Annotated in this window: 24 protein-coding genes and 1 riboswitch; of the genes, 7 read left to right on the plus strand and 17 right to left on the minus strand. The window is 54.6% G+C overall.

Annotated elements, in window-relative coordinates:
- Positions 1-44 precede the first annotated feature (44 nt).
- The 5 genes from MKS11_RS24415 to dalD all read right to left on the minus strand — a co-directional run bounded on the left by MKS11_RS24415 (position 45) and on the right by dalD (position 6,396).
- Entirely contained in the window at positions 45-1,199 is a 1,155-nt protein-coding gene (locus MKS11_RS24415; RefSeq protein ID WP_004214749.1) for a mandelate racemase family protein, read from the minus strand.
- 297 nt (positions 1,200-1,496) lie between these two features.
- Positions 1,497-2,159, minus strand: coding sequence for an HAD family phosphatase (locus MKS11_RS24420; protein ID WP_043520368.1), 663 nt, complete (start codon positions 2,157-2,159; stop codon positions 1,497-1,499).
- A 49-nt stretch (positions 2,160-2,208) separates the two neighbouring features.
- Positions 2,209-3,486, minus strand: coding sequence for a D-arabinitol transporter (dalT, locus tag MKS11_RS24425; protein ID WP_032418653.1), 1,278 nt, complete (start codon positions 3,484-3,486; stop codon positions 2,209-2,211).
- A 69-nt stretch (positions 3,487-3,555) separates the two neighbouring features.
- Positions 3,556-5,019 carry a xylulokinase gene (xylB, locus tag MKS11_RS24430; RefSeq protein WP_064187894.1) on the minus strand — a complete coding sequence of 488 codons (1,464 nt, stop codon included), beginning with the start codon at positions 5,017-5,019 and terminating at the stop codon, positions 3,556-3,558.
- A gap of 9 nt (positions 5,020-5,028) precedes the next feature.
- Positions 5,029-6,396, minus strand: coding sequence for a D-arabinitol 4-dehydrogenase (gene dalD / locus MKS11_RS24435; RefSeq protein ID WP_048295195.1), 1,368 nt, complete (start codon positions 6,394-6,396; stop codon positions 5,029-5,031).
- A gap of 206 nt (positions 6,397-6,602) precedes the next feature.
- Here dalD and MKS11_RS24440 point away from each other — a divergent pair, with 206 nt between their 5' ends.
- Entirely contained in the window at positions 6,603-7,544 is a 942-nt protein-coding gene (locus MKS11_RS24440) for a sugar-binding transcriptional regulator (protein ID WP_017899351.1), read from the plus strand.
- Between the two features lie 21 nt (positions 7,545-7,565).
- Here the strand turns inward: MKS11_RS24440 and MKS11_RS24445 are convergent, their stop codons facing one another.
- Positions 7,566-8,567, minus strand: coding sequence for a substrate-binding domain-containing protein (locus MKS11_RS24445; RefSeq protein WP_023318719.1), 1,002 nt, complete (start codon positions 8,565-8,567; stop codon positions 7,566-7,568).
- 255 nt (positions 8,568-8,822) lie between these two features.
- Between MKS11_RS24445 and MKS11_RS24450 the strand changes: the two genes are divergently transcribed.
- From MKS11_RS24450 to MKS11_RS24460, 3 genes are all read left to right on the plus strand, one after another.
- On the plus strand, positions 8,823-9,572 hold the full coding sequence (locus MKS11_RS24450) for an SDR family oxidoreductase (RefSeq protein WP_049116329.1): 750 nt from the start codon (positions 8,823-8,825) through the stop codon (positions 9,570-9,572).
- A 27-nt stretch (positions 9,573-9,599) separates the two neighbouring features.
- Positions 9,600-11,207 (plus strand): FGGY-family carbohydrate kinase, encoded by a 1,608-nt coding sequence (locus MKS11_RS24455; RefSeq protein ID WP_211773133.1) that lies wholly within the window; start codon positions 9,600-9,602, stop codon positions 11,205-11,207.
- An 80-nt stretch (positions 11,208-11,287) separates the two neighbouring features.
- Positions 11,288-12,571: an RbtT/DalT/CsbX family MFS transporter gene (locus MKS11_RS24460; protein ID WP_032456388.1), complete on the plus strand. Its 1,284-nt coding sequence runs from the start codon at positions 11,288-11,290 to the stop codon at positions 12,569-12,571.
- A 60-nt stretch (positions 12,572-12,631) separates the two neighbouring features.
- On the opposite strand, the gene fbaB is transcribed toward MKS11_RS24460, so the two are convergent.
- From fbaB to thiM, 3 genes are all read right to left on the minus strand, one after another.
- Complete coding sequence (gene fbaB, locus MKS11_RS24465; RefSeq protein ID WP_004201578.1) at positions 12,632-13,684, minus strand: class I fructose-bisphosphate aldolase; 1,053 nt, start codon at positions 13,682-13,684, stop codon at positions 12,632-12,634.
- Between the two features lie 147 nt (positions 13,685-13,831).
- A complete protein-coding gene (thiD, locus tag MKS11_RS24470) occupies positions 13,832-14,632 on the minus strand; it encodes a bifunctional hydroxymethylpyrimidine kinase/phosphomethylpyrimidine kinase (RefSeq protein WP_009307429.1) in 801 nt (266 codons plus the stop codon).
- The gene (gene thiM / locus MKS11_RS24475; RefSeq protein WP_004201581.1) at positions 14,629-15,402 is read right to left on the minus strand and encodes a hydroxyethylthiazole kinase; all 774 of its coding nucleotides are present in this window, start codon (positions 15,400-15,402) and stop codon (positions 14,629-14,631) included. Before thiM ends, thiD begins: the two co-directional genes overlap by 4 nt.
- 34 nt (positions 15,403-15,436) lie before the next feature.
- A riboswitch (TPP riboswitch) is annotated at positions 15,437-15,534 on the minus strand.
- A gap of 503 nt (positions 15,535-16,037) precedes the next feature.
- Here thiM and MKS11_RS24480 point away from each other — a divergent pair.
- Positions 16,038-16,652: a DarT ssDNA thymidine ADP-ribosyltransferase family protein gene (locus tag MKS11_RS24480; protein ID WP_103086178.1), complete on the plus strand. Its 615-nt coding sequence runs from the start codon at positions 16,038-16,040 to the stop codon at positions 16,650-16,652.
- 10 nt (positions 16,653-16,662) lie between these two features.
- The gene (locus tag MKS11_RS24485; RefSeq protein WP_208398604.1) at positions 16,663-17,370 is read left to right on the plus strand and encodes a DUF6977 family protein; all 708 of its coding nucleotides are present in this window, start codon (positions 16,663-16,665) and stop codon (positions 17,368-17,370) included.
- Positions 17,371-17,390: 20 nt separating this feature from the next.
- Here the strand turns inward: MKS11_RS24485 and MKS11_RS24490 are convergent, their stop codons facing one another.
- From MKS11_RS24490 to MKS11_RS24525, 8 genes are all read right to left on the minus strand, one after another.
- Entirely contained in the window at positions 17,391-17,597 is a 207-nt protein-coding gene (locus MKS11_RS24490) for a hypothetical protein (protein WP_208398603.1), read from the minus strand.
- Positions 17,598-17,668: 71 nt separating this feature from the next.
- A complete protein-coding gene (locus MKS11_RS24495; RefSeq protein ID WP_208398602.1) occupies positions 17,669-18,709 on the minus strand; it encodes a major capsid protein in 1,041 nt (346 codons plus the stop codon).
- A gap of 23 nt (positions 18,710-18,732) precedes the next feature.
- The gene (locus MKS11_RS24500; RefSeq protein ID WP_255147851.1) at positions 18,733-19,254 is read right to left on the minus strand and encodes a hypothetical protein; all 522 of its coding nucleotides are present in this window, start codon (positions 19,252-19,254) and stop codon (positions 18,733-18,735) included.
- 480 nt (positions 19,255-19,734) lie between these two features.
- Positions 19,735-20,085 carry a hypothetical protein gene (locus tag MKS11_RS24505; protein WP_208398601.1) on the minus strand — a complete coding sequence of 117 codons (351 nt, stop codon included), beginning with the start codon at positions 20,083-20,085 and terminating at the stop codon, positions 19,735-19,737.
- A 108-nt stretch (positions 20,086-20,193) separates the two neighbouring features.
- The gene (locus MKS11_RS24510) at positions 20,194-20,733 is read right to left on the minus strand and encodes a hypothetical protein (RefSeq protein ID WP_284109737.1); all 540 of its coding nucleotides are present in this window, start codon (positions 20,731-20,733) and stop codon (positions 20,194-20,196) included.
- A gap of 10 nt (positions 20,734-20,743) precedes the next feature.
- Complete coding sequence (locus MKS11_RS24515; RefSeq protein WP_255147846.1) at positions 20,744-21,442, minus strand: helix-turn-helix domain-containing protein; 699 nt, start codon at positions 21,440-21,442, stop codon at positions 20,744-20,746.
- Positions 21,417-21,620 carry a hypothetical protein gene (locus MKS11_RS24520; protein WP_001021945.1) on the minus strand — a complete coding sequence of 68 codons (204 nt, stop codon included), beginning with the start codon at positions 21,618-21,620 and terminating at the stop codon, positions 21,417-21,419. Before MKS11_RS24520 ends, MKS11_RS24515 begins: the two co-directional genes overlap by 26 nt.
- A gap of 87 nt (positions 21,621-21,707) precedes the next feature.
- Complete coding sequence (locus MKS11_RS24525; RefSeq protein WP_255147844.1) at positions 21,708-22,154, minus strand: hypothetical protein; 447 nt, start codon at positions 22,152-22,154, stop codon at positions 21,708-21,710.
- 2,339 nt (positions 22,155-24,493) lie between these two features.
- Between MKS11_RS24525 and MKS11_RS24530 the strand changes: the two genes are divergently transcribed.
- Positions 24,494-24,588 (plus strand): hypothetical protein (locus MKS11_RS24530; RefSeq protein WP_225368923.1); only part of this gene is annotated, 95 nt, incomplete at its 3' end.

The raw sequence follows: 24,588 nt of genomic DNA on the forward strand, positions 1-24,588 counted from the left end.
CAGGCTCGATAAGCGCAGCGCCATCGGGTATTTATTTTTTTAAATCAGTCGTGGCTAACGGTATTGGCTTCGATATACGCAAAATTAATGTCTTCACCGAGACCCGGACGTTGTGACAAATGCACAAATCCCTGGTCATCCATCGGGTCGACAATGCTGTTGAGATAGGCCGCCGGTTCATCGTAGTCGAGGAACGGATGCAGCAGGCCGCGCTCGTACCAGCGGCAGTTGCGGATCGCGCCCACCACCGCCAGGCTTGCCGCTCCGTTGCCGTGGACTTCGCAATCCATGCCGAAAGATTCCGCCAGCGCCGCCACCTTCATGGTCGGTGTAATCCCCCCCACGCCGTTAGCGCCGGCGCGCAGAATGTCGCAGGCCCCGGCTTTCACCCATTCGGCGCGCATGTGGTGCTTGCCGCCGAAGCTCTCCGGCCCGACGATGGGAATCGACAGGTTTTCCGCCAGCCACGCATAGGAGGACATCGAATCCTCCTCCATCGGCTCTTCAAACCAGGCGAAATTGAGTTTTTCCAGCTCTTTGCCGATCCACAGCGCCTCGGCGCGGCTGTACCAGTGATAGCCATCAATCATCAGGTCAATATCCGGCCCTACGGCTTCGCGCACCGCCGCGCAGGCTTTAATGTCCATTTTGGGATTGGGCGCAAAAGAGATTGGCGGCATCCAGGTGTGCAGCTTGATGGCCTTGTAGCCGCGGGCGACCAGCTTCTCAGCAAAAGCGGCATACTCTTCCGGGGTCGACAGGCCGCCCGGCAGATCGTCGCCGCACATGGTGCTACCGTAAGCCGGGACAGTGTCGCGATAGCCGCCGAGCAGCTTATAAACCGGCATCTTAAGGCTGCGGCCGATCAGGTCCCACAGCGCCTGTTCAACAAACGACAGCGCGCGCTCCGTTAGCTGATGTGCGCTGCCGCGCTGCCAGTGGTTAAGATCCTGCCAGATACGCTCACGGTTAAACGGGTCCTGTCCCACCAGCACTTTGCGAAAAAAAGTATTCACCACGAACGGGCGCACGACTTCCGGAGGCGCAAACGAAAAGCCCTGCGCCCCATCATCAGCGGTGATGGTCAGCATCGCCATTTTGGCCATGCTTTCACCCCCCGGATGGGAGTGCCCGGCGCTGTCGGAAACCCGACGAGTGGGATATTGGAAAACGGTGACATTCACAGATTCAATTTTCATGCTCGGTCCTTATCACGGCCAAATCCGATCGACATAATCAAATCGGCAAAGCGGTTTCACATTATTGAAAATACGTTTCAATATATAATCTAAGCACAACTTCGTAGTAGTGCCTCGGACAAACACCGCTAAGCAAGGCCATAAATTTGGGCATTGGCACAACAAGACGTGACTGTTTTCACAAAAGATGAGCGAAATGTGAGGCAGATCGACCAGGAGAAAAAAGGGCGTGAGCGCAGAGAAGAGATTAACCGACCAGCTACATCCCGGGAATGTCTGCGCCCACAAATGGCTGACTTAAACCGCCGCCGCTGGCTCCGCGCTAAGCGCTTCCAGCAGTTCAGGTAAGGTTTGATAGCGGCCAGCGGCGGCCTGAAAACGCGCGTGCTGGCTATCTTCTGCAATCACTATCGTGGCAATCCCCGCCGACTGGGCCGCGCAAAAGCCGGTAAAGCTATCCTCAATCACCAGACACTGGCTGGCGTTGAGATTGAGCTTCCGCAGCGTCGTGAGGTACACCGCCGGGTGCGGTTTGCCGCGTGGTTCATCATCTGCGCTGGAGATCGCGTCAAAAAAGTGCCAGAGCGAGAGCTTGTTCAGCACGGCGGCGATAACCTGGCGGGATGATGACGTGGCGAGCGCAATTTTATAGCCGGCAGCGCGAAAATAGCCTAACGCCTCCTGCACCCCACGCATCGGCTCGCCATCGGCGGCAATCAGGCCGGTGATGCGCTGCAATATGGCCTCTTCCAGCAGCGATGGGGCAAGGTTAAGCTGAAAATAGCGGCACCAGGTGTCGGCGATTTCGTCGAGACGCTTGCCCTTGGTCAGGGTTTCACACTCAGCCACGCTCGCCGTTGTTCCCCACTGCGCAAGGGCGTCAATCTGCGCCTGGCGCCACAGCGCCTCGGAATCAATAATCACGCCATCCATGTCAAAAATAACCGCCTGCATACTCATTCGTTCACCTCATTAAGGCTGGCATGGAGCCCATGCCAGCCACATCACCTTAAGAGAATTCAACCTGCTCACGGGCAGTCGCTTCCTTGTGGGAAAATCCCGGCTGCTCCACGCGGATAAACGCACAGAGGAAAAAGGCCACCACGTACAATGCGGTATAGGCGATGACTACCCCAATGGTGCTGAAGAACGGCAGCAGCACCACGGCAATCGCCGGAGCGAGAAAGTTAGACATCCCCGCCGACAGGTTATACACCGAAATCGCCGCGCCTTTGTGCTTCGGCTCCAGCGCAGGGAACACGGCGGCCAGCGGCACAAAGGCGGCGACAAAGATCCCCAGGGCGATGGCCGGGATCAGCGCCATCGCAAAGCTGTGGCCAAAGTGCTGAGGGATGTAGTAAAACGCCAGGCTGGAAAGCGCCATCCCGATGCAGCCGAACCAGCGCACCACCTTCATCCAGCCCAGTTTTTCACCCAAAATGCCCCACAGCACGTTAGAGAAAATGGTGGTGAAGAAGAAGACCGCCCACACCTGAAGCCATTCTGAAGTGGTAAAGCCCAGCTCATCAACGAACATCATCGGCATAATCACCGCAAACCCGAACAGCGAGAGGGTATTGATGATCCTGACCATGCTCGACAGCAGAATATTGCGGTTGGTATAGAGCAGCGTCGCGGCGCGTCCCAGCTCGGCAAACTTCTCACGGGTGGTGAGATTCTGCATATGCTGCGGCGTTTGAATATGGCGCAGGGAAGCCAGAGCAATCACCCCCCCGGTAAGGCAGAAGGCCAGCGCCAGCCACAGGGTGCCCATTTCGCCAATATGCGGAATGGTGAAACTCGGAATATAGCTGCCGAAGACCCCGATGCCGATGGAATAGACCGCCCAGAACCAACCGATGGCCGAGCTGGCGTTGTCGCTTTTGACGTTATGGACAATCGCCACGATAAACGAGTAGAGGAACAGCGGATAGGCGAAGCCGCGGATGCCGTAGAAAAGCAGGATCAGCGCATAGTTGGCGTGACCGAGGCCGAAAACGAGGAACAGCACGTGGAACACGCACCACAGTACGAAGCCAATCATCATCGTTTTCAGCGGGGTGATAATTTCCGCCACCACGCCGGAAATCCACGCCGACAGCGCGGCGGCCAGGCCGTAGAGGGTAAAGGCAAAGGAGGCCTCCGCCGGAGAGAAGCCGAGCGCTTTGATATAGTGCGAGAGAAAAGCTAATTCGAAACCGTCGCCGGTCATAAATACGGCAATGGCGATGTATCCCCAGAGCAGGTTCAGGGGTAAACCGAGCCACTGTTTATTATTGATAGACATAATGACCTCGTTTTCAGGGTACAGGGTGGCCGCTCCGCGACGTTCAACGAAGCGGCTGTGGTGGTAAAATCAGTGCTGCCGATAGTGCAGATCGTTTAAATACAGGGCCTTAAACTGCGCGTAGCGTTGCATCAGGGTGTGGTGGCGAACAGGATCCGCACGCCAGGTCTGCCAGACTTCCGGTTTTTCACACACCGCGTCAATGGGTTTGCCCGTCGCCAGGCAGGCCAGCCGCGCCGCGCCCAGTGCGCCGCCGGTCTCTCCGCCTTTGTGGGTCACCACCGGCATAGCGAGAATATCGGCCAGCAGCTGGGCCCAGAACGGACTGCGGGCGCCCCCGCCCACCAGCGAGCACTGCGCGATCGGTGTCCCGCTCTCTTTCAATGCCTGCAGACCGTCATTGATGCCAAAGCTCACCCCTTCCAGCACCGCGTAGCCGAGCTGGGCACGCAGGCTGGAGTGGGTCATGCCCCAGAAGATGCCGCGGGCGTCAGGATCGTTATGCGGGGTTCTTTCCCCGGAGAGATAAGGCAGGAAGAACGGCGCGTTGGCTTTATCCTCCTCGCTTAGCTCGGCAATCTCCGCCAGCAGCGCCACTTCCGTGGTACCGGTGAGGCGGCAGAACCACTGCAAACAGCTGGCGGCGCTAAGCATCACGCTCATCTGATGCCACAGGTTCGGCAGAACGTGACAAAATGCATGGACCGCCGACTGCGGCGCCGGACGATAGGCGTCGGTCACCACAAACAGCACCCCGGAGGTACCGAGCGAAATAAACGCGTCCCCCGGCGAGACCGCGCCGACGCCAATGGCGCTGACTGCGTTATCGCCGCCGCCCCCGGCCACCACCACCGAGGCGTTCAGCCCCCAGCGTGCAGCCACCTGCGGGTCAAGGGTGGCGGAAACCTCACAGCCTTCCACCAGCATCGGCATCTGGCTGCGCGACAGGCCGCATTTATCCAGCAGCGAGTCGGACCAGTCGCGCTTCGCCACGTCCAGCCACAGCGTTCCGGCGGCGTCCGACATATCGGAGACTTTCTTCCCGGTCATCCGGTAGCGCAGATAATCTTTCGGCAGCAGCACCGTGGCGGTGCGCTGAAAGTTTTGCGGCTCGTGACGACGCACCCACAGCAGCTTCGGCGCGGTAAAGCCCGGCATCGCCAGGTTGCCCGCCACCTGATGCAGCTCCGGCGCCATCTCCTCCAGCTCTGCGCACTCTGCGGCGCAGCGGGTGTCGTTCCACAGAATGGCCGGACGGATCGTCTCCCCCTTTTCATCCAGCAGCACCGCGCCGTGCATCTGTCCGGAGAGGCCAATCGCCTTGACGGCCGACCAGTGCTGAGCGCATTTTTCCCGTAGGGTGGCCATCAGGTACTCCGTCGCCTCCCACCATAACTCCGGCGATTGTTCTGACCAGTGCGGATGAGGCCGCTGAATGCTCAGCGGCGCGCTATGGCTGGCGATAACCTGATTGTTCTCATCAATGATCAGCGCTTTGACTTCCGATGTGCCAAGATCGATACCCAGATACATAGCCACCTCTTATTTAATCAGCGTGTAAACAGCGGCGACTTTCTCGCGCATTAGCGCCAGGAAATCCGCGTTGTCGGCCAGGTCGCCAAACAGGGCTTTATCACGGGCGAAGACAGCCACCGGATCCTGAGCCTCATACATCTCATGCACCGCCTGCTCATCCAGGATGCCGTCCTGGTACTGATACGGCAGGGTTCCCTTATGCCACTGCTCCATAAAGACGAAGAACAGCGCTGGCAGCATGGCGGTCGCTTCCGGACGGACGCCGCGCTGATAGCACTCCTGCAAGGTTGGCGCGATCATCGCCGGAATCTTTGAGAAACCATCGGCGGCAACGCGCTGGTTGGTGTCCTGGATATGCGGGTTGGTAAAGCGCTTGAGCACCACATCGCGGTAGGTCGGCAGATCAATGCCGTTATCGCCGAGGCAAGGAATGACATCCTCCGTGACGTAGCGGTCGGCAATGGCGTAGATAGCATCGGTGAGCGTGCTTTCGTGAATATACTGCTGGCCGATTAAGGTCCCCGCCCAGGCAATGCAGCTGTGGGACGCGTTCAGGATGCGGATTTTCGCCTCTTCATAGGGGATAACAGACTCGACCATCTCCACGCCGACCGCTTCCAGATTTGGGCGGGCATCGCGGAAGTTGTTCTCCACCACCCACTGGATAAAAGTCTCGCCCATTACCGGCGCCTTATCGTCAATGCCGGTTTGCGCTTTGATACGGGTCGGCAGATCGGCCGCCGGACGCGGGGTGATGCGGTCCACCATGGTATTCGGACAGGTGGTATTCGCGGCCATCCAGTCAATCACCGCCTGTTTGCCGGTAAGCTGCAGGAACTCCACCATCCCGTCGTGGAAGCGCTCACCGTTATGCCGCACGTTGTCGCAGTTGAGCAGGGTCAGCGGCCCGGCGTTGTCCGCCATGCGCTTTTCCAGAATTCGTGCGAGGGTGCCGTAAATGGTTTTGCATTCGCCTTTCAGGTCGGCCTGCAGATCGGGGTTGCTGGTTTCCAGCTGATGGCGGGTGTTCAGGTAGTACCCCCCTTCCGTCACGGTAAAGGCGATAACTTTTGTTTGCGGATTGGCCCCTTCGTTAATCAGCGGCTGCAGCCCTGCCTGCCACGGCAGCAGTTTCTGAATAGAGGTGATTTCTTCATATTCGCGCTCCCCTTCCGGGCTGACGGTCTCCAGCACGTAACGTCCTCCCTGCGCCGCCAGCGCCTGCACCACCTGCTCGGCGTCGTTGCGGATATTGCCCGCCGCGATGCGCCAGCGCTTATCCCCGGAAGCGATCAGACGATGCAGATACCACGCCTGATGCGCGCGATGAAAAGAACCCAGACCAATGTGAAGCCATGTGAATTGATTGTTCATGTTCTGCTCTCCTTGAGTTGATGGCGCCACTGTAATTGATCATTTGACCAAAATAAGAGCCACAGATCACAAAAGAACAATTACTCAATTAAATTACAAATGACCATTCAAGAGCAAAAGCTTGCCAGTTATGCCAACCACGGCGAGAATGCGGGTATTCGCCGGGCCAATTGCGTGCCCAGGCCAGCAACTTAGGGCGGGAGACCATGAGTAAAGAAGACGATATCCGGTTGGATCAGAAGGTGCGTGCCGCATGGATGTACTACATCGCCGGCCAGAATCAGAGCGAGATTGCCAGCCAGCTGGGCACCTCCAGACCGGTGGTGCAACGGCTGATCGCCGCCGCGAAAGAAGAAGGGATTGTGTCGATTAATCTGCACCATCCAGTGGCGAACTGCCTCGATTATGCGCAGTTGTTGCAGGAAAAGTATCAGCTTCTTGAGTGCAATGTGGTCCCCGCCTTTAGCGAAGAAAGCACCCTCGATAGCGTATCGTTTGGCTGCTATCAGCTGATGGCTCGCTACCTGCAGGATGATAAAGAGAAAATCATCGGTCTGGGCTCGGGCCTGACCCTGAAAAAAGCGCTGCAGCGCATCGATTTCGACAGCCTGAATACCCGCTGCGTGGCGCTGATCAGCGCCATGGACGCCGACGGGCAGTGCAACTATTACGATGACGTGCCCCTGCTGCTGACGAGCAAAATAAAAGCCAAGTACTATCAGTGGCCGGCGCCGCGCTACGCCCAGACCGCGGATGAGTATGAGATGTGGTGCACCAATCGCTTATTCCGCAGCGTCTCTGGCGTCGCCCGGGAGGCGGACGTGATTTTTGTCGGTATTGGTCCGCTGGGCACGCAAAGCCCGATCTTTAAAGACGGATTTATCAATCAGGCGCAGATGGATGAGCTGACCGCCCGCGGCGGCATCGGGGAGATCCTCGGGCGGTTTATTGATGCAGAAGGCGAGGTGGTCGACAGCGAGATCAACCGCATGATCACCAGCTATGATATCCGCCAGAACCACTGCCCGCGGATTGCCGCGGCCTGTGGAGAATACAAACGACCGGCGATCCTGGCCGCCCTTAAAGGCGGCTGGATCAACGGCCTGGTGACCGATGAACATACCGCTCGCTGGCTGCTGACGCGCTAACGGCAAACAGCAGACAGCGACTCAACTGCTGCTCATCAGTCGCGGCGGAATTTCAATCCGCTGCTGGCTGGCTTCGCCGGCGTCAATAATCGAAAAAACAGCGTCCAGCATCGCCGGCACGTCCTGCTGCACCATGTCGATATCGTGCCCCAGCAGATAGACAAACGGATCCCAGTCGAAGCAGCCCATCGGCGGCTGCTCGCTGCCGGTCAGCCCCACCTGCGACAGCCAGCGCACAACCCCTTCAAGGGATATCGTCGAGTTAACAAATATCCCCTGCAATAGCGTCTTCGCGCTGCCAAACCGCTCCTGCAGGCAGTCCTCGACGTGACCTTTCGAATAGCCGGGAGCCAGAATATTCGCCTGCGGCACGCTCAGCCCCTGCTCGTGATGCGCATCGTGGAAACCGCGTAAACGCTCGCTGGTGTTATGGTCGCTGCTGCGCCCGCCGATGAAGGTCAGCGGCGCCAGCGATCCCCGACGGCGGGCGCTGTTAGCGAGGATCTTGTGGGTCAGCGCTTTCGCACCGCCGTAGTTATCCGAAATCACCGACGGAGAGAGAGACCCCGGCAGGTCGAGATTGACCGTAGGCACGCCCGCCTGCTGGCAGAGCGCGGAAATTTTATCCGGATTGGTCGCCCCGGTCGCGATCACCCAGTCAACCTGCCAGGAGAGCATCGCTTTTACCGCTTCGAGCTCCAGCTCCGGGCTTCGGCGCGTACAGGTGATAATCGGCAGCAGGCCACGCTCGCGGGCCATCTCCTCAAAGCGTTCGGCGACGGAACCGAAGTAGCGGTTATCGTATTTGGGGATAATCATGCCAATGACGTGTGATTTTTTACTGCGCAGCATGCTGGCCTGGCGGTTAATCGCATAGCCCTGCTCCTCAGCAATCCGGGTCACCTTTTCGGCAAGCTTTGCGCTGATGCGGCGTTTTTTCCAGTTACCGTTGAGGATAGCGCTCACCGCGCTCGCCGAAACGCCGGAAAGCTCCGCCAGGTCGTAAATCGTTATCTTCTTCATTTTTCCAACTTGCGTCACAAAATCATGTCGCTGTTAATTTCCCCACTTGCTCAATCGATGAAGCGAGCGCAACATAGCTTCATCGATTGAGCATCCATTTCACGCCAGGAAGTACGCGCGCATACTGCCTTAACATGCCAGCAAGCCTGAATAATGATGCTGATATTCAATATGTTACCAGGTTTTTGTCCATAACCTCGAACGCGATGCCCTCGGGTTCGATAGTTTTAACCAGACACGGCAAAGGATTATAAAATGAACCACTCTGTCTCCTCTATGAATACTTCCCTCAGCGGTAAAGTCGCCGCGATCACTGGCGCGGCGTCCGGTATCGGCCTCGAGTGCGCGAAGACCCTGCTGGGGGCTGGCGCAAAAGTAGTGCTAATCGACCGCGAAGGCGAAAAGCTCAACAAACTGGTCGCTGAACTTGGCGAAAACGCCTTCGCTCTGCAGGTGGATCTGATGCAGGCGGAGCAGGTCGATAATCTTCTGCAGGGCATTTTGCAGCTTACCGGGCGTCTCGATATCTTCCACGCCAACGCCGGCGCCTATATCGGCGGGCCGGTGGCCGAGGGCGACCCGGACGTCTGGGATCGCGTGCTGCACCTCAACATCAACGCCGCCTTCCGCTGCGTGCGCAGCGTCCTGCCGCATCTGATCGCGCAACAATCCGGGGATATTATTTTCACCAGCTCCATCGCGGGCGTGGTGCCGGTGATCTGGGAGCCTGTCTATACCGCGTCGAAATTCGCTGTGCAGGCGTTTGTCCACACCACTCGTCGTCAGGTGGCGCAGTATGGCGTGCGCGTCGGCGCCGTACTGCCGGGCCCGGTGGTGACCGCGCTGCTGGACGACTGGCCAAAAGCCAAAATGGATGAAGCGCTGGCCAACGGCAGTCTGATGCAGCCGATTGAAGTGGCGGAGTCAGTGCTGTTTATGGTGACGCGTTCGAAAAACGTCACCGTACGCGACATTGTGATCCTGCCGAACAGCGTGGATCTCTGACCCGTAACCAGCCTGTGAGAGGATGTGATGCAAAACGATACGCAAAACATGATTGGTGTGGATGTCGGTTCGGGCAGCGTGCGCGCCGGAGTCTTCAATCTGCGGGGCGAGCTTCTCGCCCACGCGACCCGGGAAATTACCCTGTTTCGCAGCGCCGGGAATAGGGTTGAGCAGTCGAGCCGTGAAATCTGGCTGGCGGTGTGCTACTGCATTAAAACCGCGGTGGCCAGCGCCGGCGTCCCGCCGTCGTCGATCGCCGGGCTCGGCTTCGATGCCACCTGCTCGCTGGTGGTGATTGGCGATAACGACGCGCCGCTGGCGGTCGGGCCTTCGGACGATCCGGACCGCAATATTATTGTCTGGATGGATCATCGCGCCACCGCGCAGGCGGAAAAGATCAACGCGACGGGCCACCCGGTACTGCATTACGTTGGCGGCAAAATCTCGCCGGAGATGGAAACGCCGAAAATTCTGTGGCTGAAGGAGAATCGCCCGCACATCTATCAGCAGGCGCGCCACTTCTTCGACCTCGCCGATTACCTTACCTGGCGCTCAACCGGCGATGACGCCCGCTCGGTCTGCACTGTGACCTGTAAATGGACCTACCTGGCGCATGAACAACGCTGGGATGCCGGCTACTTCCGCCAGATTGGCCTCGACGAGCTGGCGGATGAAGATTTTGTCCGCATCGGCCAGCGGATTGTCGCCCCTGGAACCCCTTGCGGCGACGGTCTTTGCGCCACGGCGGCAGAAGAGATGGGCCTGCCGATCGGCACGCCGGTGGCGGTGGGGATGATTGACGCCCACGCGGGCGGCATCGGCACCGTTGGGGTGCTTAACGGCGCGGTCAACAATATGGCCTACGTCTTCGGCACTTCTTCCTGCACCATGACCACCACTGAGGAAGCGGTGTTCGTCCCCGGCGTCTGGGGCCCCTACTATTCGGCGATGGTCCCGGGCTACTGGCTGATTGAAGGCGGACAAAGCGCCGCCGGCGCAGCAATCGACCAGCTTCTGAGCTTCCATCCGGCGGCGGCGGCGGCTTGCGAGCAGGCGCAAGCCGCGGGCGTCCCTCTGCCGGTCTGGCTGGCAGATCGCGTACTGGCGCAGGCTGCCTCGCCTTCTGAGGCGGTCAAGCTGGCCGCCGGTCTACACGTGGTGCCCGAGTTTCTCGGTAACCGCGCGCCGCTTGCCGACCCCCACGCGAAAGCGCTGATTGCCGGGCTGGGGATGGAGCGGGACCTGGATAACCTGACCGCGCTGTACGTTGCCGGGTTATGCGGGATTGGCTATGGCCTGCGACAGATCCTCGACGCCCAGCGCGCCTGCGGAATTGAGAGTGAAAATATCGTCATCAGCGGCGGGGCCGGACAGCATCCGCTGGTGCGGCAGCTGCTGGCCGACGCCTGCGGCGTTAGCGTCGTGAGCACCGCCTGCAGCGAGCCGGTGCTGTTAGGCTCCGCCATCCTCGGCGCCGTCGCGGGCGGAATCACGGCTTCGCTGCCGGAGGCCATGAAGCAATTTACTCAGGTGGATGCCACCTATCACAGCGAGACTGCGTTTAGCTCGCTACATCAGCGCAGGTATGAGGCCTATAAGGCGCTACAACAGGCCGGCAGGCTGATTCGCGAATAACAACCCTCTTTTTTAATAACAATAATGCTCCGCTGCTGTGCAGCGGAGACACTCATCTGCACTCTGAAATCGAGGTCAACATGTCCGTTAATAACAAACAGTGGTACGGTCTACCGCTCAACCTCATCTGGGGATATGTCGCCATCGCCGTGTTTATGACCGGCGACGGCTTTGAGCTGGCTTTTCTGTCGCACTACATCAAAGCACTCGGATTCACCCCGGCGCAGGCTTCCTTTGCCTTTACGCTATACGGTCTGGCCGCCGCCCTGTCGGCGTGGGTCTCCGGCGTGGTGGCGGAGATCATCACCCCACGCAAGGCCATGATGATCGGCTTCGTGCTGTGGTGCGTATTCCATGTACTGTTCCTCGTCTTCGGCCTCGGTCGCGCCAACTATGCGCTGATCCTGCTGTTTTATGGCATCCGCGGCCTGGCCTACCCGCTGTTCCTCTACTCATTTATCGTCGCCATTATCCACAACGTTCGCAGCGACAGTTCCAGCTCTGCGCTGGGCTGGTTCTGGGCGGTCTACTCCGTGGGCATCGGCGTGTTCGGCAGCTATATTCCGAGTTTCACCATTCCCCACATTGGCGAAATGGGCACCCTGTGGCTGGCGCTGGTCTTTTGCGCCACCGGCGGCATCATTGCGCTGGTGTCGATGCGTCATACCGAAACGCCGCGCCATATGCAGAACCTGACCACTCGCGAAAAACTCGCCGAACTGGGGCGCGCCGCGACGCTGCTCTATACCAACCGCAGCATCCTGTTCTCGAGCATTGTGCGCATTATTAACACCCTGTCGCTGTTTGGTTTTGCGGTGATTATGCCGATGATGTTCGTTGATGAGCTGGGCTTTACCACCTCGGAGTGGCTCCAGGTGTGGGCGGCCTTCTTCTTCACCACTATCTTTTCGAACGTTTTCTGGGGGATCGTGGCGGAGAAAATGGGCTGGATGAAGGTGATTCGCTGGTTCGGCTGCATCGGGATGGCGTTCTCCAGCCTGGCGTTTTACTACATCCCTCAGCACTTTGGCCACAGCTTTGCGATGGCGCTGGTGCCGGCTATTGCCCTGGGTATTTTCGTCGCCGCATTCGTGCCGATGGCGGCGGTGTTCCCGGCGCTGGAGCCGAACCATAAAGGCGCGGCGATTTCGGTCTATAACCTGTCAGCCGGGCTGTCGAACTTTCTGGCGCCGGCGATCGCCGTGGTGCTGCTGCCCTATTTCAGCACCATCGGGGTGGTGATTGCCTATACCGCCTTATATATTCTGGCCTTCTTCCTGTGCCCGTTAATCCGCGTTGAACAGCCTGGCTTTGCCAGTGCTCAGAGTGCAAAACCGTTTACCGCCAACGCGGCGGAGTCTTAATAAACCCGACATCAGGTAGGAACAACGAGCAATCCGGGCGGTAACGCCCGGATTTTCGCCTTAGGCGATGGTGACTTTGCCGTCGAGGTAGACATCCTGCACGGCATTGATCAGCTTCACGCCGTCGGCCATCGATTTCTTAAACGCTTTACGGCCAAGGATCAGCCCCATGCCGCCGGCGCGTTTATTGATCACCGCCGTGCGCACCGCGTCGGCAAGGTCGGTCTCCCCGCCCGCCGCGCCGCCGGAGTTAATCAGCCCGGCGCGGCCCATATAGCAGTTGGCCAGCTGGTAGCGCACCAGATCGATAGGGTTATCGCTGGTCAGTTTGCTGTACACCCGGTCGTCGGTATAGCCGAAGTTAACCGCTTTGTAGCCGCCGTTATTCTCCGCCATTTTCTGCTTAACGATATCGGCGCCGATGGTGGCCGCCAGGTGGTTGGCCTGACCGGTCAGGTCAGCGGACACATGATAGTCGACACCGTCTTTCTTGAAAGCCGAATTGCGCAGATAGGCCCACAGCACGGTGACCAGGCCCAGCTCATGCGCCCGCTCAAAGGCAGCGGAGATCTCTTCTATCTGACGACGCGATTGTTCCGAGCCGAAATAGATCGTCGCGCCCACGGCCACCGCCCCCATATTAAACGCCTGCTCAACGCTGGCGTAGAGGGTCTGGTCGTACTCGGTGGGGTAGCTCAGCGTTTCGTTATGGTTGAGCTTCACCAGGAAAGGAATGCGATGCGCGTAACGGCGCGACACCGAGGCCAGCACGCCGTAGGTCGACGCCACGCAGTTACAGCCGGCTTCGATCGCCAGCTCGACGATATTTTTCGGATCGAAGTACAGCGGGTTGGCGGCGAAGGAGGCCCCCGCCGAGTGCTCCACGCCCTGGTCGACCGGCAGAATGGAAAGGTAGCCGGTCCCCCCCAGACGTCCGGTGTTGTACAGGGTTTGCATATTGCGTAGCACCGCCGGTGGCCGGTTGTTATCCACCATAACCCGATCAACATAATCTGCGCCAGGCAGATACAGCTGGTCGGCCGGAATGGTTATACAACGGTGCTGCAAAAGGCTCTCGGCATCTTTGCCCAGCAACTGCGTAATATCAGTCATAGCAATCTCCCGTAAGGCCGGCCGGAGCCGGCATGCATTATCCCAACCCAATTATTTTGGGCAGGTTAAGCCTGGTACCGACTTAGCCTATTTTCCAGCCGGGAGGGCATTTTTTCAGGAGATTCTGCTGTCCCGTTACGCTGCCATTTACCACCAGGCGTGGAAATGGTGTACCGGTCCGATGCCGTGGCCCACCTCCAGGGAGTCGGCCTGGGCCAGGGCCGCCGACAGCCAGGCCTTGGCCTCGGTAACGGTGGCCGCCCAGTCAGCGTGACGCGGGCGAAGCGCCGCCAGCGCGGCGGAGAGCGTGCAGCCGGTGCCGTGGGTGTTTTTGGTCTGCACTCGCGGCGCGGTAAATCGCTGTTCCCCTTCGCGGGTGAAGAGCCAGTCCGGGCTTTCGGCATCGTCGAGATGGCCGCCTTTCATTAATACTGCGCCGCAGCCCAGCGCCAGCAACGCCCGCCCCTGCTCCAGCATTTCGCGCTCGTTGCGCGCATGGGGGGCGTCAAGCAGAGCGGCCGCTTCCGGCAGGTTTGGAGTGATCAGCGACACCTGCGGCAACAATCGTTGACGCAGGGTCTCCACCGCCGAGGCCGACAGCAGCGGATCGCCGCTTTTCGCCAGCATGACGGTATCCAGCACCACATTGGCCACCCGGTAGCGCGCCAGCCGCTCGGCCACGGCTTCCACAATATCGGTCTCCGCCAGCATGCCGATTTTGGTGGTATCGATGCGCACATCGCTGAATACCGAATCGAGCTGCGCCGCCACAAAGTCCGGTTCAATACGATAGACCGACTGCACGCCGCGGGTATTCTGCGCCACCAGGGCGGTGATCGCCGAGCAGCCATAGGCTCCCAGCGCGGAGAAGGTTTTCAGATCGGCCTGGATACCGGCCCCGCCGCTGGGATCGGTGCCGGCGATGGTCAGGGCGTTGATGCGTTTCATCCCTGCACCTCCTGATACAGCGCGTCGAGAAACGCCGGAATAAAGCTGCCTGGGCCTCCCTGACGGGCGGCGATTTCCCCGGCCTGCTTCATTAGCCCGCAGGCGGCGGCCACGTTTTCCAGCCGGTCGCCCGGCAGCGCCGCGCTCGCCGCCACCACCGCCGACAGCGCGCAGCCGGTGCCCACCACCCGGGTCATCAGCGCACTGCCGCCCGCCACGCTGAGCACCCGCTCGCCGTCGGTGACGTAGTCCACCTCGCCGGTGACCGCCACTACGGTACTCAGCTGACGAGCCAGCGCCTGGGCCGCCGGCAGCGCTGCGGCGGCCGTATCGGTGGTATCCACCCCGCGCCCGCCACCGCTCATCCCGGCCAGCGCCAGAATTTCAGAGGCATTGCCGCGAATGGCCGCCGGCTGCAGGGCCAACAGCTCGTGACAAAAGGCCGTGCGCACGGTCAGGGCGCCGACCGCCACCGGATCCAGCGTCCAGGGCTTGCCGGCCTGGCGGGCCTGCTCCACTGCGGCGCGCATGGCCACGGCGCGGTCTGCGGTCAGGGTGCCGACGTTGATTAACAGCGCATCGGCGATGGCGGCGAACTGCGCCGCTTCGCGGGGATCGATCACCATCGCCGGCGAGGCGCCGACAGCCAGCAGAACATTGGCGGTAAAGGTCTGCACCACGTCATTGGTCATGCAGTGCACAAGGGGGGAATGGGCGCGCAGCAGATGGCGCAGGTGCGCGACAGGCGCGGGATTCAGCAGCTCAGGCATGGTTTGCTCCCGCCAGACGAGGTAGAAGCAATGACCCTGCGGTCTCTGACTTCCCTACGCTGGCATTATCCAGATCAGGTGGTACGGGTATTTCTCAGCCTTCAACGAAGAAGGGCACCCCGAGTCATTTAAATGAAAATCAAAAGCTTGCGATTAACGTCCCGTTAATCCCTAATCAGGATCATGCCAGCGGACAGCCAAAGACACAACCCCTTCCTATGAATGGAAAGTGCTCCGCATTGCGTCCCAAGAAGTGGCCCAATAGCGAACGACAGACACAAAAAAATGCCTAGTTGCCCAGCCTCATTTGGCTTTAGTTTTTCGTTGTCGCAATCGATTGATACTGTACTGGAACTTATAGCCAGGCGGTGGGATGAAGGAACTATCGGAGTATGTGGAGTTGGTGGATTATAATTTCATCAAATGGATGATGATAAAATGATATCGGGTGGGGAAACCACCCGGTAAGTTATCCGGAATTTTCACAAAGCATCAGAAATTTATTGCCAATAAAAAACCAAAAAATCCATTTTTGAAATGAGAATACTCTTAATTTCAGGTGGAGTGAAATTTCAACTTTTTATTCTAAATCTCAACATATAAATTATAATAAAATTAATAAGTTGAGAATGTAAATGCCTAACTCGATTCAGCAAATAGTGACTCAACGTGACATCAAATGTCTAATTCATTTCACCCGTGTTGAAAATTTAGAAAGCATAATGGCTAACGGTATCATCCCAGTTGCCACAGCGCGGCATAACCGTATGCCTATACTGAGTAATGACGCATTCAGATGGGACGGTCACCCTAATGCATCTTGCCTGTCGATAACGTTCCCAAATTCCATGATGTTCTATAAATGTCGTAATGCTGATAGGGATGCTGACTGGGTTGTTCTCGGGATTCAGCCATCTGTAATGAGCGATAAAAATTGTGCTTTTTGCCGACGGAATGCAGCAACGAGAGAAATAAGTGGACAACCACTGGAAATTTTACAAACACCAGCAGCACTGGAAGGTATGTTCGAGGAGATTGACGGTTTTAGCACACGACAAGCTCAAGGCTTGAGACCCAACCACACTACAGATGTGCAGGCAGAAGTGTTAGTATTTGATACTATTGAACCCCGATACATCATTGGTGCAGTGTTTAACAAACAGGATGTTAAAACCCGTTACGAAGGCTTCCTCGAGGGTAAGCAATCACACCTGCAAGGCATCAATAGTGGTTACTTCAACCGCCGTTAAAGGCTAATTTATGGCACAAAGACCTGTTTACATCCCTGTTAATGAAAAATATCTGTTTGTTAAAACAGAGTTGATAGACTTCACTTGGTTTCCGGGCATGTCAGTTTCACAGAAACAGAAGTCTATAGACTCTCTTCATGAAGCAGTCAAAAAAAATCTGCCAAATGTTGACAAGATTCTTGAGATTTCCAGCAAGTCGCGTGACAGTCTCGGTATTGCGTTGAGTGCTTTCAACCTTTCTTTTACAACTCTAAAACAGCAGCGCACGTTAACTATTGAATGTGCGTTTCAAGGTAGCAAAGTCTTCCAACGAGGGGGGCCATATACCGACATGTTTGACATGACCCCTCGCGAAGCCAAAAAGGACAAGCGTTTATTGACCTCTGGCAGACTGACCGGATTCAAATTTTTTGGTAAAGAATGGGAACTGGAACCACGTACTGCATTTTATGATTGGCTGTACATAAGTGCATTGAAAAAACGTACCGAGCTAGCAGAGCAACTAATTGAATATTCAGCATTTACCGACATAGAGTTCAACCCTGAGCGCTCGATAAATTGCCAAGCATATTCTGCGGCATTATATGTTTCATTGTACAAACAAGGCATTCTTGATGATGCCATTGCATCTAAAGAGAGTTTCCTAGAAACGATCAAAAGTGCATCAATAAGTAATGCTCTTCAAGATGAAACAACTCAATCGGGTTTTGGGTTTTGAAAGCCGGGATTAATCCGGCCTCAATGTTTCAGTTTAGCCTTTCGATGCTGCTCATAATGAGCAAGTGCTGATTCCCAACCGTAATCATTCACCCGCTGCAAAAAAGTGCTGCGTGGAACGTCGAAATATCTCGCAATGGCTGACAGGTTCAGCCAATTATCAGATCGGTTATCAAGGCTCATTGCCAGAAGAGGCAGACCTTTCGAATTGAATAGTTTCATGTGCATATGTAAATCTCCTTTCCTTTGCCTCGCCTGGCAGCGGGAGCAATGCGCTCCCATAATTGCCGCTGTGTGTTTTACTCGACCGGAACCAGAGTCATTCTGGTGATCAAATCAGGTCTAAAATTATAGGCTAACAAGCTGTATTCACTATATAAATTCCGATTTCGAAGTTCATCATAGCTGCGGAAAGCATACCAATCTTCAACATCACCAGAAGCGGAGATTTCAAGATGGCGAGCACATGGGCCAATGAAGCGTCCCATAGGCAAACTCTGCTCAACCGGAGCATTGCCAAATACAGGAACTAAAAATGCTTGGTCACTTTTCACACCAGTGAAGGCAGAATCTGAGCACTCGATCAGGTGTACAGAACCCAACATAAAGGAACTGAAGCCCGGCAGAACATCAGACGGGAACAGCACATCAGAACCAACCAGACCGTTTGAATAGACCAAGAGTTCGCGGATTTGTGGATGATATCGCACAGCACGGTAGGCATCAGATCCACACAGCAGAACCCAGCCACGCAGGTATTGAGTCAGACCACCCATCAGTGCTTTTGTGGCACTGACTTGATCGTCAATGTCGCGCATCGGATCATCATTTACGTCCTGGTGCAAATCTGCCTGACGCTGGTTCAGGGAGAACTCTAACGACCAATCGATCTCGCTCTGCTGGGTGCCGAATCCATTAACCTTGTTGAAGATCAGTGCCTGCCAATAAGCATATTCGCGGGAGCGTTCAAACTTAGCACGCATCTGAAGAAACTTATTGGCCTCAATCTCATCAAGAGACTGCTCCATAGTGCTGCCAGGTTTACGGTAACCTTTGAGATCTGCCGAAGTCACACGGTCAGTCACACCAGACCAGGGCAATTCGTATAAATACGATCCAGCGGTCGGCTTCTCGATAGTCCCCCACTCTGAACTGAAACGCATCAACGGCGCATCCACACCAATAGATGCCTCTTGGATACGATCCATACTAACTTTGTGGGAATCTGCGATCTGGCGGTCTGCAAATACATTAAGGTGAGTCAGCAGTAAATTGCTCTGTGGAACCTGAGTACGGAAGACCTTGCTGTAATTAACATAATCGAATGATTTAATAGTCATTTTTGAAGTCCTTTTCTTGTTTGTTATTCTGCGATGACAACATCGTCAGAGGTCAGGCGAATGTTTCCGTTAGCGGTCAATGCTGCTAACGCTGCGTTTGTCGCCGAACCCATTACGGCGCGAATTGCTTCCGGGTACACGTAAACCAGGCGGTCAGCCACGATAACCGGAACATTAGAACCTGCGTCAGCGTAGGACAGGCAAAGAATCGCATCATCACCGGAGGTATACAGCGCCCCGTCAGAGGTCACCACAGAACCCGGTTCCACAGCTTGCGCGAGTGTCGCGAATGTTTGACATTTACGATCAAAATTGGCAGTTGCCGAATTTTTCACCACGTTATTATAGGTTTTTGGATAATCATCCAGTTTCATAATCTTGAAATCTCCATTCAGGTCATCGCCAATGATGGCGTTATTATTTCTCTGGCAAATTTGCCATTGAGGGGTGAAAAGAAAGCCGCTATCAGCGACCTTTTTCGCTTCGTGTTCCATGCAGAAAAAGAGCCGGAGGCAGGAAAACGCCTGCCCCGGTTGGTAGATCATCGGAGAGATGAATTTCTTCTGATGGAGAGATTAGGAATAAGGGAGCGGCACGACGAGGAGACCTCTGAAATCTGTTCGCCGTGCGCTCGATGCCAGTTAACATCATTGCGAGATGGCCTGCGAGGAGGCAGGGCTTTGGCTAATCCCGTCGAGGTGATACCACGGCAGTATTATTTTTTGTTTCAGTCGGGGTTTGTTGTCCGGCTGAACGAATAAGCGGCGGGCTCGTGCAAAGCATCTGAAAACCATCCCGCCGAAAGGTGACACGTAACAATTGGCAGTAGTACGCGACTCTTTCGAATCTAATAATCACTGTATATAATTTTACCATAAACCGTCAAATTTCACAAGAAAAAACAATGAAACATATTGACTTTACGGATTACTTGATATATATGCGCCAGGTTCGCCGCCGTTGTGATTAATCAACCAATTCGAGAATTATATTTTCTGTTTACCGTTGTTATCATTGGCTTTTTATCAATTCCCTTCATGAGTAAAGTCATAGCCCAGATGCTTGAGCGCGGCGATGATTTCAGGAGTGGCATTATCAAGAGCGGCTTTATTAATTTGCATGCTAATGCCTGACTTCATTAGAAGTGACACCGGACGCATATTTGCAGAATACCCCTGGAGCTTATGAGTCAGTGCGATCCCAGGTCTGCCACGTCCCGGAGTTGGTTCACTAGTAGCGGCATTCGGTGCTGACAGGTATTCCTGGACAGCGTCAGCTAGCACGTCTTCAGCACTTTTGTTTAATTCTACGGGGTCGGCTGCTGCTTTCATCGCCTCCAGGAGGCTGGCGTGAACGTTTTCTAAAGTAGTTTTCATTTTTTGTTATATTTCCTGTAAAGGTTCAGACCGTTACGGAGCCATAGGAAAACAGCTACCGATAACGGCAGGTAGGGTAAAATTTCGAATAGGTTCAAAACTGTGCTGTCAGGCGGTAACAGGTGCCTGCGCCACGTTGACTCGTTGGACAGGATTAATCTGGATCGCTTTATACCTGCTGGCAGACTTTCTTTTGCAGACGAGTTTGTACTCAGTTAGCCTGGGGTCTCCCTCAGGGGGTAACCGCTGTTCAATAGCAGATTCAGCAACGCCATTCTGACGGAGGGACATCACCACGGTATATAGATGTAGTCCTCCTAGCGCATCACAGATATCAGCGAGTGATTCACCTTGATGAAACATCGTTAGGGCTAGTTTTGCATCTTGAAAGGAGTTTCGGTTCGCAAAACGACAGCAGCGGGGGTTGTAGCTGTTATCGTACAGTTCCTGGACCTTTTCCAGCGGGAGCCTACAGACCAGAGCCACCTTGCCCGGAGGCATTCCGGCTATCAGGAGGCGTTTGCATTTTTTGATAACGTCGCTATCTCTGGCGCGATTTTTGAAAAGCCGAGTTAGATCGGGGAGTTCTTCTGGGTCAGCCTTCAGGCTGTTAGTAGTCTGGCTATCGCCAGTTGCTTGCTCACACAATTTTCCTCCTTTAAAGGTTTTCTAAGGCAGCATCAAAATCGGCTTGGGTTGGTTCAGAATAAGTCTCTTGCTCAATATCCCCTCCATATCCCTGATAGGTTTCCTCTTGGTCGTCATCATCTGGTGAGACAAATTTAAAACTGAGCTTGGGTCTACCACTACGGGAGAACTCAACAACATTTTTCCCGTCTGGCCCACTCAGGGGTGCATTATCATCAATGGGTAGAGCATCATCGACAGGAGCACCCACAACAGGCACGCCGTCTGGTTTTCCAGCAACAGGCGCGGCAGATTCCACCACGAAAGATTCCACAACAGGTTTTTGCTCATTCTTACCGCTCTCCTCGGTTTCCACTTTTCTATTACTCACCTGCGTGGAGTTATGATCATCAAGAAAAACCATCAACGATGGATCGAGTTCGACCGGAGAAATTTTGTGTGTTCTCCCCTGTTCTTCCTCAAAAGTGATCATTCCCGCTTCACGAAGCTTGTTCCTGAAATTACGAACGGCTTCGGGCTTGCAGCCGCAACGTTTACCAATCGTGCCAACAGATTCGTAATAAGTTCTGCCTGTTTTGTCATAGCTGTAAACCAGAGATAACAAAATTTTCATGTTGCCATTAATGGTCAGGCCGTTGTACTCGGTAAGGTCGAGAACGCTGTATTCAAGTTTTACAAAATCCTTACTGTCCCGGTTCTGTTTGCTCATTCTGTTCTCCGTAAAGTGTCGCCTTGCTGGCTAATGCTGGTTTGATGTCTGGTGTGTTGTCGAAAATGTTCGCGGCAGTCTCCAAGATTTCATTACAGAGCCGTGCCAGGGGCTTGTCCTGCCTTTTGGCCTCAGCCAGTAGAGCCTGATAAACGTGCTGTTGGAATTTGATATTCATTCAACTGTCCTCCTCGTTTTAGGTACAAAAGACCTCCCGCCAGTGGTCGACCAGAAGGCGAACCGGCTCAGGTTTTGTTCAGTGTTGTTAGGCTGCGGTTGCTATCGGGAATTCGCCAGCCAGTGGATAGCCGTAGGCTTCAAGTTCTTCTGCACCGCTGACAGCCACAAGCAGCATAATGATCTGCTCATGAGTCAGGGCAAGATTGAATTTGTTCAGATAAAGCTGGCGATGACCTTCTAGAATTGGACGGAGAATTTCGGTCAATTCCATTCCGGCAGCACGCTGATTACTCAATGGCTTGAGCACCGCCTTAACTGCTCGTGCTTGCTTCGCCTTTTTGCGCTCCTGCTTCAGAATATGCAGGCAGACGGCAATCTGTGGGAAGCGAGCGTGTACAGCAGCCGCGCCACCATTGCGCGAGATGTACGCCCATAACGCCGCTTTAGTATATTTGCCGTTCAGAATGAGATCGGCGATCTGCTCGCCTGTCAGAGTGGTAAGGTCAAGTCGTTTATTCTTAGGTTTGTTCATGTTGGGTTCTCCGTTTCTGTTGAAAGAATTATTCGCGGAGGTTCTTTTTGTAACCCGTTTTTAATTACCGTGAGATTGACAAGGGATGTCGTGATGACGGCAGAATTATTCGAGGATTCGTAGGAAAATCATTACCCTACCTATCTATTATATCAATATTCGCTTGAAATAGAAAGCTTTATTTTAGTAAGATTTATAATACCTCACTTTCACACTACCAATCATATAACTCTTTGTCAATAGAGCTAAGTCGCTCTATAACGCGATCTCCGGGGACTTATCGTTGTAGTGGGATATCGTATTACCAACATTATTTAAAGGCCGTAAAGAGGCACTGAGGAAGTCAGTTAGTCAACCCGCGCCGCGCCGGAGTGAACCGGACAGATGCAAAGCAGTCCTCTACGCCGTGCTCCGATCCACATATGGCGAACAAGTTCGCAGCTTCCACACAGAGTGAGAGCGTAGCTCTCTGGCGTAGACTGTCGGGTTACCCAAGTCACAGAGCGTAGCGATGTGTTAACGAGGGTTAGAAGGTCACGAGATGGCGTGGCTGTTTCACGTCAGCGAAGGTGAGCTTCTTACCACAAACATATCTGAAGTGGCTGACAAGCCATTGCAGAGCGGAGCGATGATGCATAAGCATCACTCTTAAAACTAACAGAATGACCAACCGTCATTCCGTGCTCTCGACCTGAGGTACTTTTCTTATCAGTTCTTTTATGGGTATTGTTATTTATTATTATTGTGCTCGAAAATCGACTACCCCCTACTCGAAAATCGTGCAGGTAGGTGCTCGAAAATCGAGGGGGTGGGTACTCGAAAATCGTGCAGGTATCACCGGGTGAGAATTTTCCAAGTCATCCACGCGACCAACGCACCGATGAAAACTTTTGGTTTGATATGTCCGCGTCATGCTTCAATGGCACAACCAACGGCAACACCTGAGGCGGCCCAGACACCTGATCCGCACCGAGAATTGATCATTCCCTCCCCCACTTTCATCTGAAAGTACCGACCATTCTCCGCGCTGGCTGAAGATTGGCAACCTCATACTGCTTTTCTTTGAAAATTTGGTTGATAATCTTAAGAGTTAGCTCTTATATAACCAATTAAAAATAAATAACCATTAATTACCTGTTAATTGAAGTTAATAACTCTAATTCGCTTTCTTTTCGTACAGACCAAGAGGTGGGATGCTGAGCTGTTATAGCGTGATGTACACAATGCATCCAGCACTGACGCGGCTTCGTTAAATCTGTCAACCAGTCGGGTGTTAAACCTGTTTACCGTCTCCCTTCCAAAACTGAAAAATAAATTTTCTTCGCAAAATCAATAAAATCCAGTCGTTTCTGGACTATTTGAGTCGCCTGCAAAACGCTGTGGGTGGTCGTGGATTATCGGTCAGTCAGTCACAGTTGTGTCGATATAACGCCGCTACGGGCTTCTGGTGAAGCGTAGTAGGGATTGGTGGTGCAGTTCACAATTGTGTGGAAAAAGGTACGCATCTGTGACCGCTGGGACGGGAGAATATCGCCAGGTGATGGCAGACCTTCAGCCCGTTGTGGTAACGTCGCCGTAGTAGCCCTGTTTCTGCTGGCGAATAGAAAAATGTGCTTTTATGGCGTTTGATGCGCTGGCAGCTTCAAAGGGCGGAAACCTGAAATTGTGTGGCGACCATCCAAACTCATCCAAAATGATTGAACAAGAGAACTATCCTCAAATCCTCCCGAATGGCTCCCTTTTGTTGGTGAAAGTCGCTACTGATTGTCCCGCTTCGCATCAACGCTCCGAAAAGCAATACCCGACTATTTCAGTCAAGTACTTATAAGAACCATTATGTTAAATAGGCCAGAAAACGAACAGTAAAATGCCCTGTTGTGGCAAGTTTTCCCTGTCGTGATGTTCTTAGGTGTGGAATGATGAAGTGTATTGCTGTGTGTATCGACCCAAGGATATTTGGTGAAGAAAACTACTTTTTATCGAGGCTCTGGGCTGACAGCCTAGCAGCAGTCCGACAGAACCGGGGTATTTTCAAAGTATGGTGTTGTGATAAAAAGATCATAGAAACCGTCGCGGCGGGATGGGATTAGTTGCCGGGAATTTAACCCGGCAGACAGATAGACCGCTCAGTTAAATTTACAGTTGCTACCCGATGGCGCACCGATGAACAGTTGCATCTTGCCGCACGTTACAACGATCTTCTGCCCCTTCCTAAGTTTCGATGCCTGCGGCTTTTCTGATCCTTCCATGCTTAAACTCACAGGCATAAATCGATTACCGCTTTCAAGTTTGAGAACTACATCATCCGGCTTTGTTGAATAAATCGAACTTTTGCTGAGTTGAAGGATCAGATCACGCATCTTCCCGACAACGCAGACCGTTCCGTGGCAAAGCAAAAGTTCAAAATCTCCAACTGGCCCACCTACAATAAAGC

The sequence above is a fragment of the Klebsiella sp. K5-45 genome (genome assembly GCF_030128605.1).
Lineage (GTDB): Bacteria > Pseudomonadota > Gammaproteobacteria > Enterobacterales > Enterobacteriaceae > Klebsiella > Klebsiella quasipneumoniae.

Coding starts and splice junctions, on each gene's coding strand:
- thiM (WP_004201581.1), bottom strand. CDS start 15,402: ATGCCTGAGCTGCTGAATCCCGCGCCTGTCGCGCACCTGCGCCATCTG.
- MKS11_RS24485 (WP_208398604.1), top strand. CDS start 16,663: ATGGCACAAAGACCTGTTTACATCCCTGTTAATGAAAAATATCTGTTT.
- MKS11_RS24525 (WP_255147844.1), bottom strand. CDS start 22,154: ATGAACAAACCTAAGAATAAACGACTTGACCTTACCACTCTGACAGGC.
- dalT (WP_032418653.1), bottom strand. CDS start 3,486: ATGTCTATCAATAATAAACAGTGGCTCGGTTTACCCCTGAACCTGCTC.
- MKS11_RS24520 (WP_001021945.1), bottom strand. CDS start 21,620: ATGAATATCAAATTCCAACAGCACGTTTATCAGGCTCTACTGGCTGAG.
- MKS11_RS24505 (WP_208398601.1), bottom strand. CDS start 20,085: ATGAAAACTACTTTAGAAAACGTTCACGCCAGCCTCCTGGAGGCGATG.
- MKS11_RS24420 (WP_043520368.1), bottom strand. CDS start 2,159: ATGAGTATGCAGGCGGTTATTTTTGACATGGATGGCGTGATTATTGAT.
- MKS11_RS24480 (WP_103086178.1), top strand. CDS start 16,038: ATGCCTAACTCGATTCAGCAAATAGTGACTCAACGTGACATCAAATGT.
- MKS11_RS24495 (WP_208398602.1), bottom strand. CDS start 18,709: ATGACTATTAAATCATTCGATTATGTTAATTACAGCAAGGTCTTCCGT.
- MKS11_RS24445 (WP_023318719.1), bottom strand. CDS start 8,567: ATGAAGAAGATAACGATTTACGACCTGGCGGAGCTTTCCGGCGTTTCG.
- MKS11_RS24515 (WP_255147846.1), bottom strand. CDS start 21,442: ATGAGCAAACAGAACCGGGACAGTAAGGATTTTGTAAAACTTGAATAC.
- xylB (WP_064187894.1), bottom strand. CDS start 5,019: ATGTATCTGGGTATCGATCTTGGCACATCGGAAGTCAAAGCGCTGATC.
- thiD (WP_009307429.1), bottom strand. CDS start 14,632: ATGAAACGCATCAACGCCCTGACCATCGCCGGCACCGATCCCAGCGGC.
- MKS11_RS24455 (WP_211773133.1), top strand. CDS start 9,600: ATGCAAAACGATACGCAAAACATGATTGGTGTGGATGTCGGTTCGGGC.
- MKS11_RS24415 (WP_004214749.1), bottom strand. CDS start 1,199: ATGAAAATTGAATCTGTGAATGTCACCGTTTTCCAATATCCCACTCGT.
- MKS11_RS24490 (WP_208398603.1), bottom strand. CDS start 17,597: ATGCACATGAAACTATTCAATTCGAAAGGTCTGCCTCTTCTGGCAATG.
- fbaB (WP_004201578.1), bottom strand. CDS start 13,684: ATGACTGATATTACGCAGTTGCTGGGCAAAGATGCCGAGAGCCTTTTG.
- MKS11_RS24440 (WP_017899351.1), top strand. CDS start 6,603: ATGAGTAAAGAAGACGATATCCGGTTGGATCAGAAGGTGCGTGCCGCA.
- MKS11_RS24460 (WP_032456388.1), top strand. CDS start 11,288: ATGTCCGTTAATAACAAACAGTGGTACGGTCTACCGCTCAACCTCATC.
- dalD (WP_048295195.1), bottom strand. CDS start 6,396: ATGAACAATCAATTCACATGGCTTCACATTGGTCTGGGTTCTTTTCAT.
- MKS11_RS24450 (WP_049116329.1), top strand. CDS start 8,823: ATGAACCACTCTGTCTCCTCTATGAATACTTCCCTCAGCGGTAAAGTC.
- MKS11_RS24500 (WP_255147851.1), bottom strand. CDS start 19,254: ATGATCTACCAACCGGGGCAGGCGTTTTCCTGCCTCCGGCTCTTTTTC.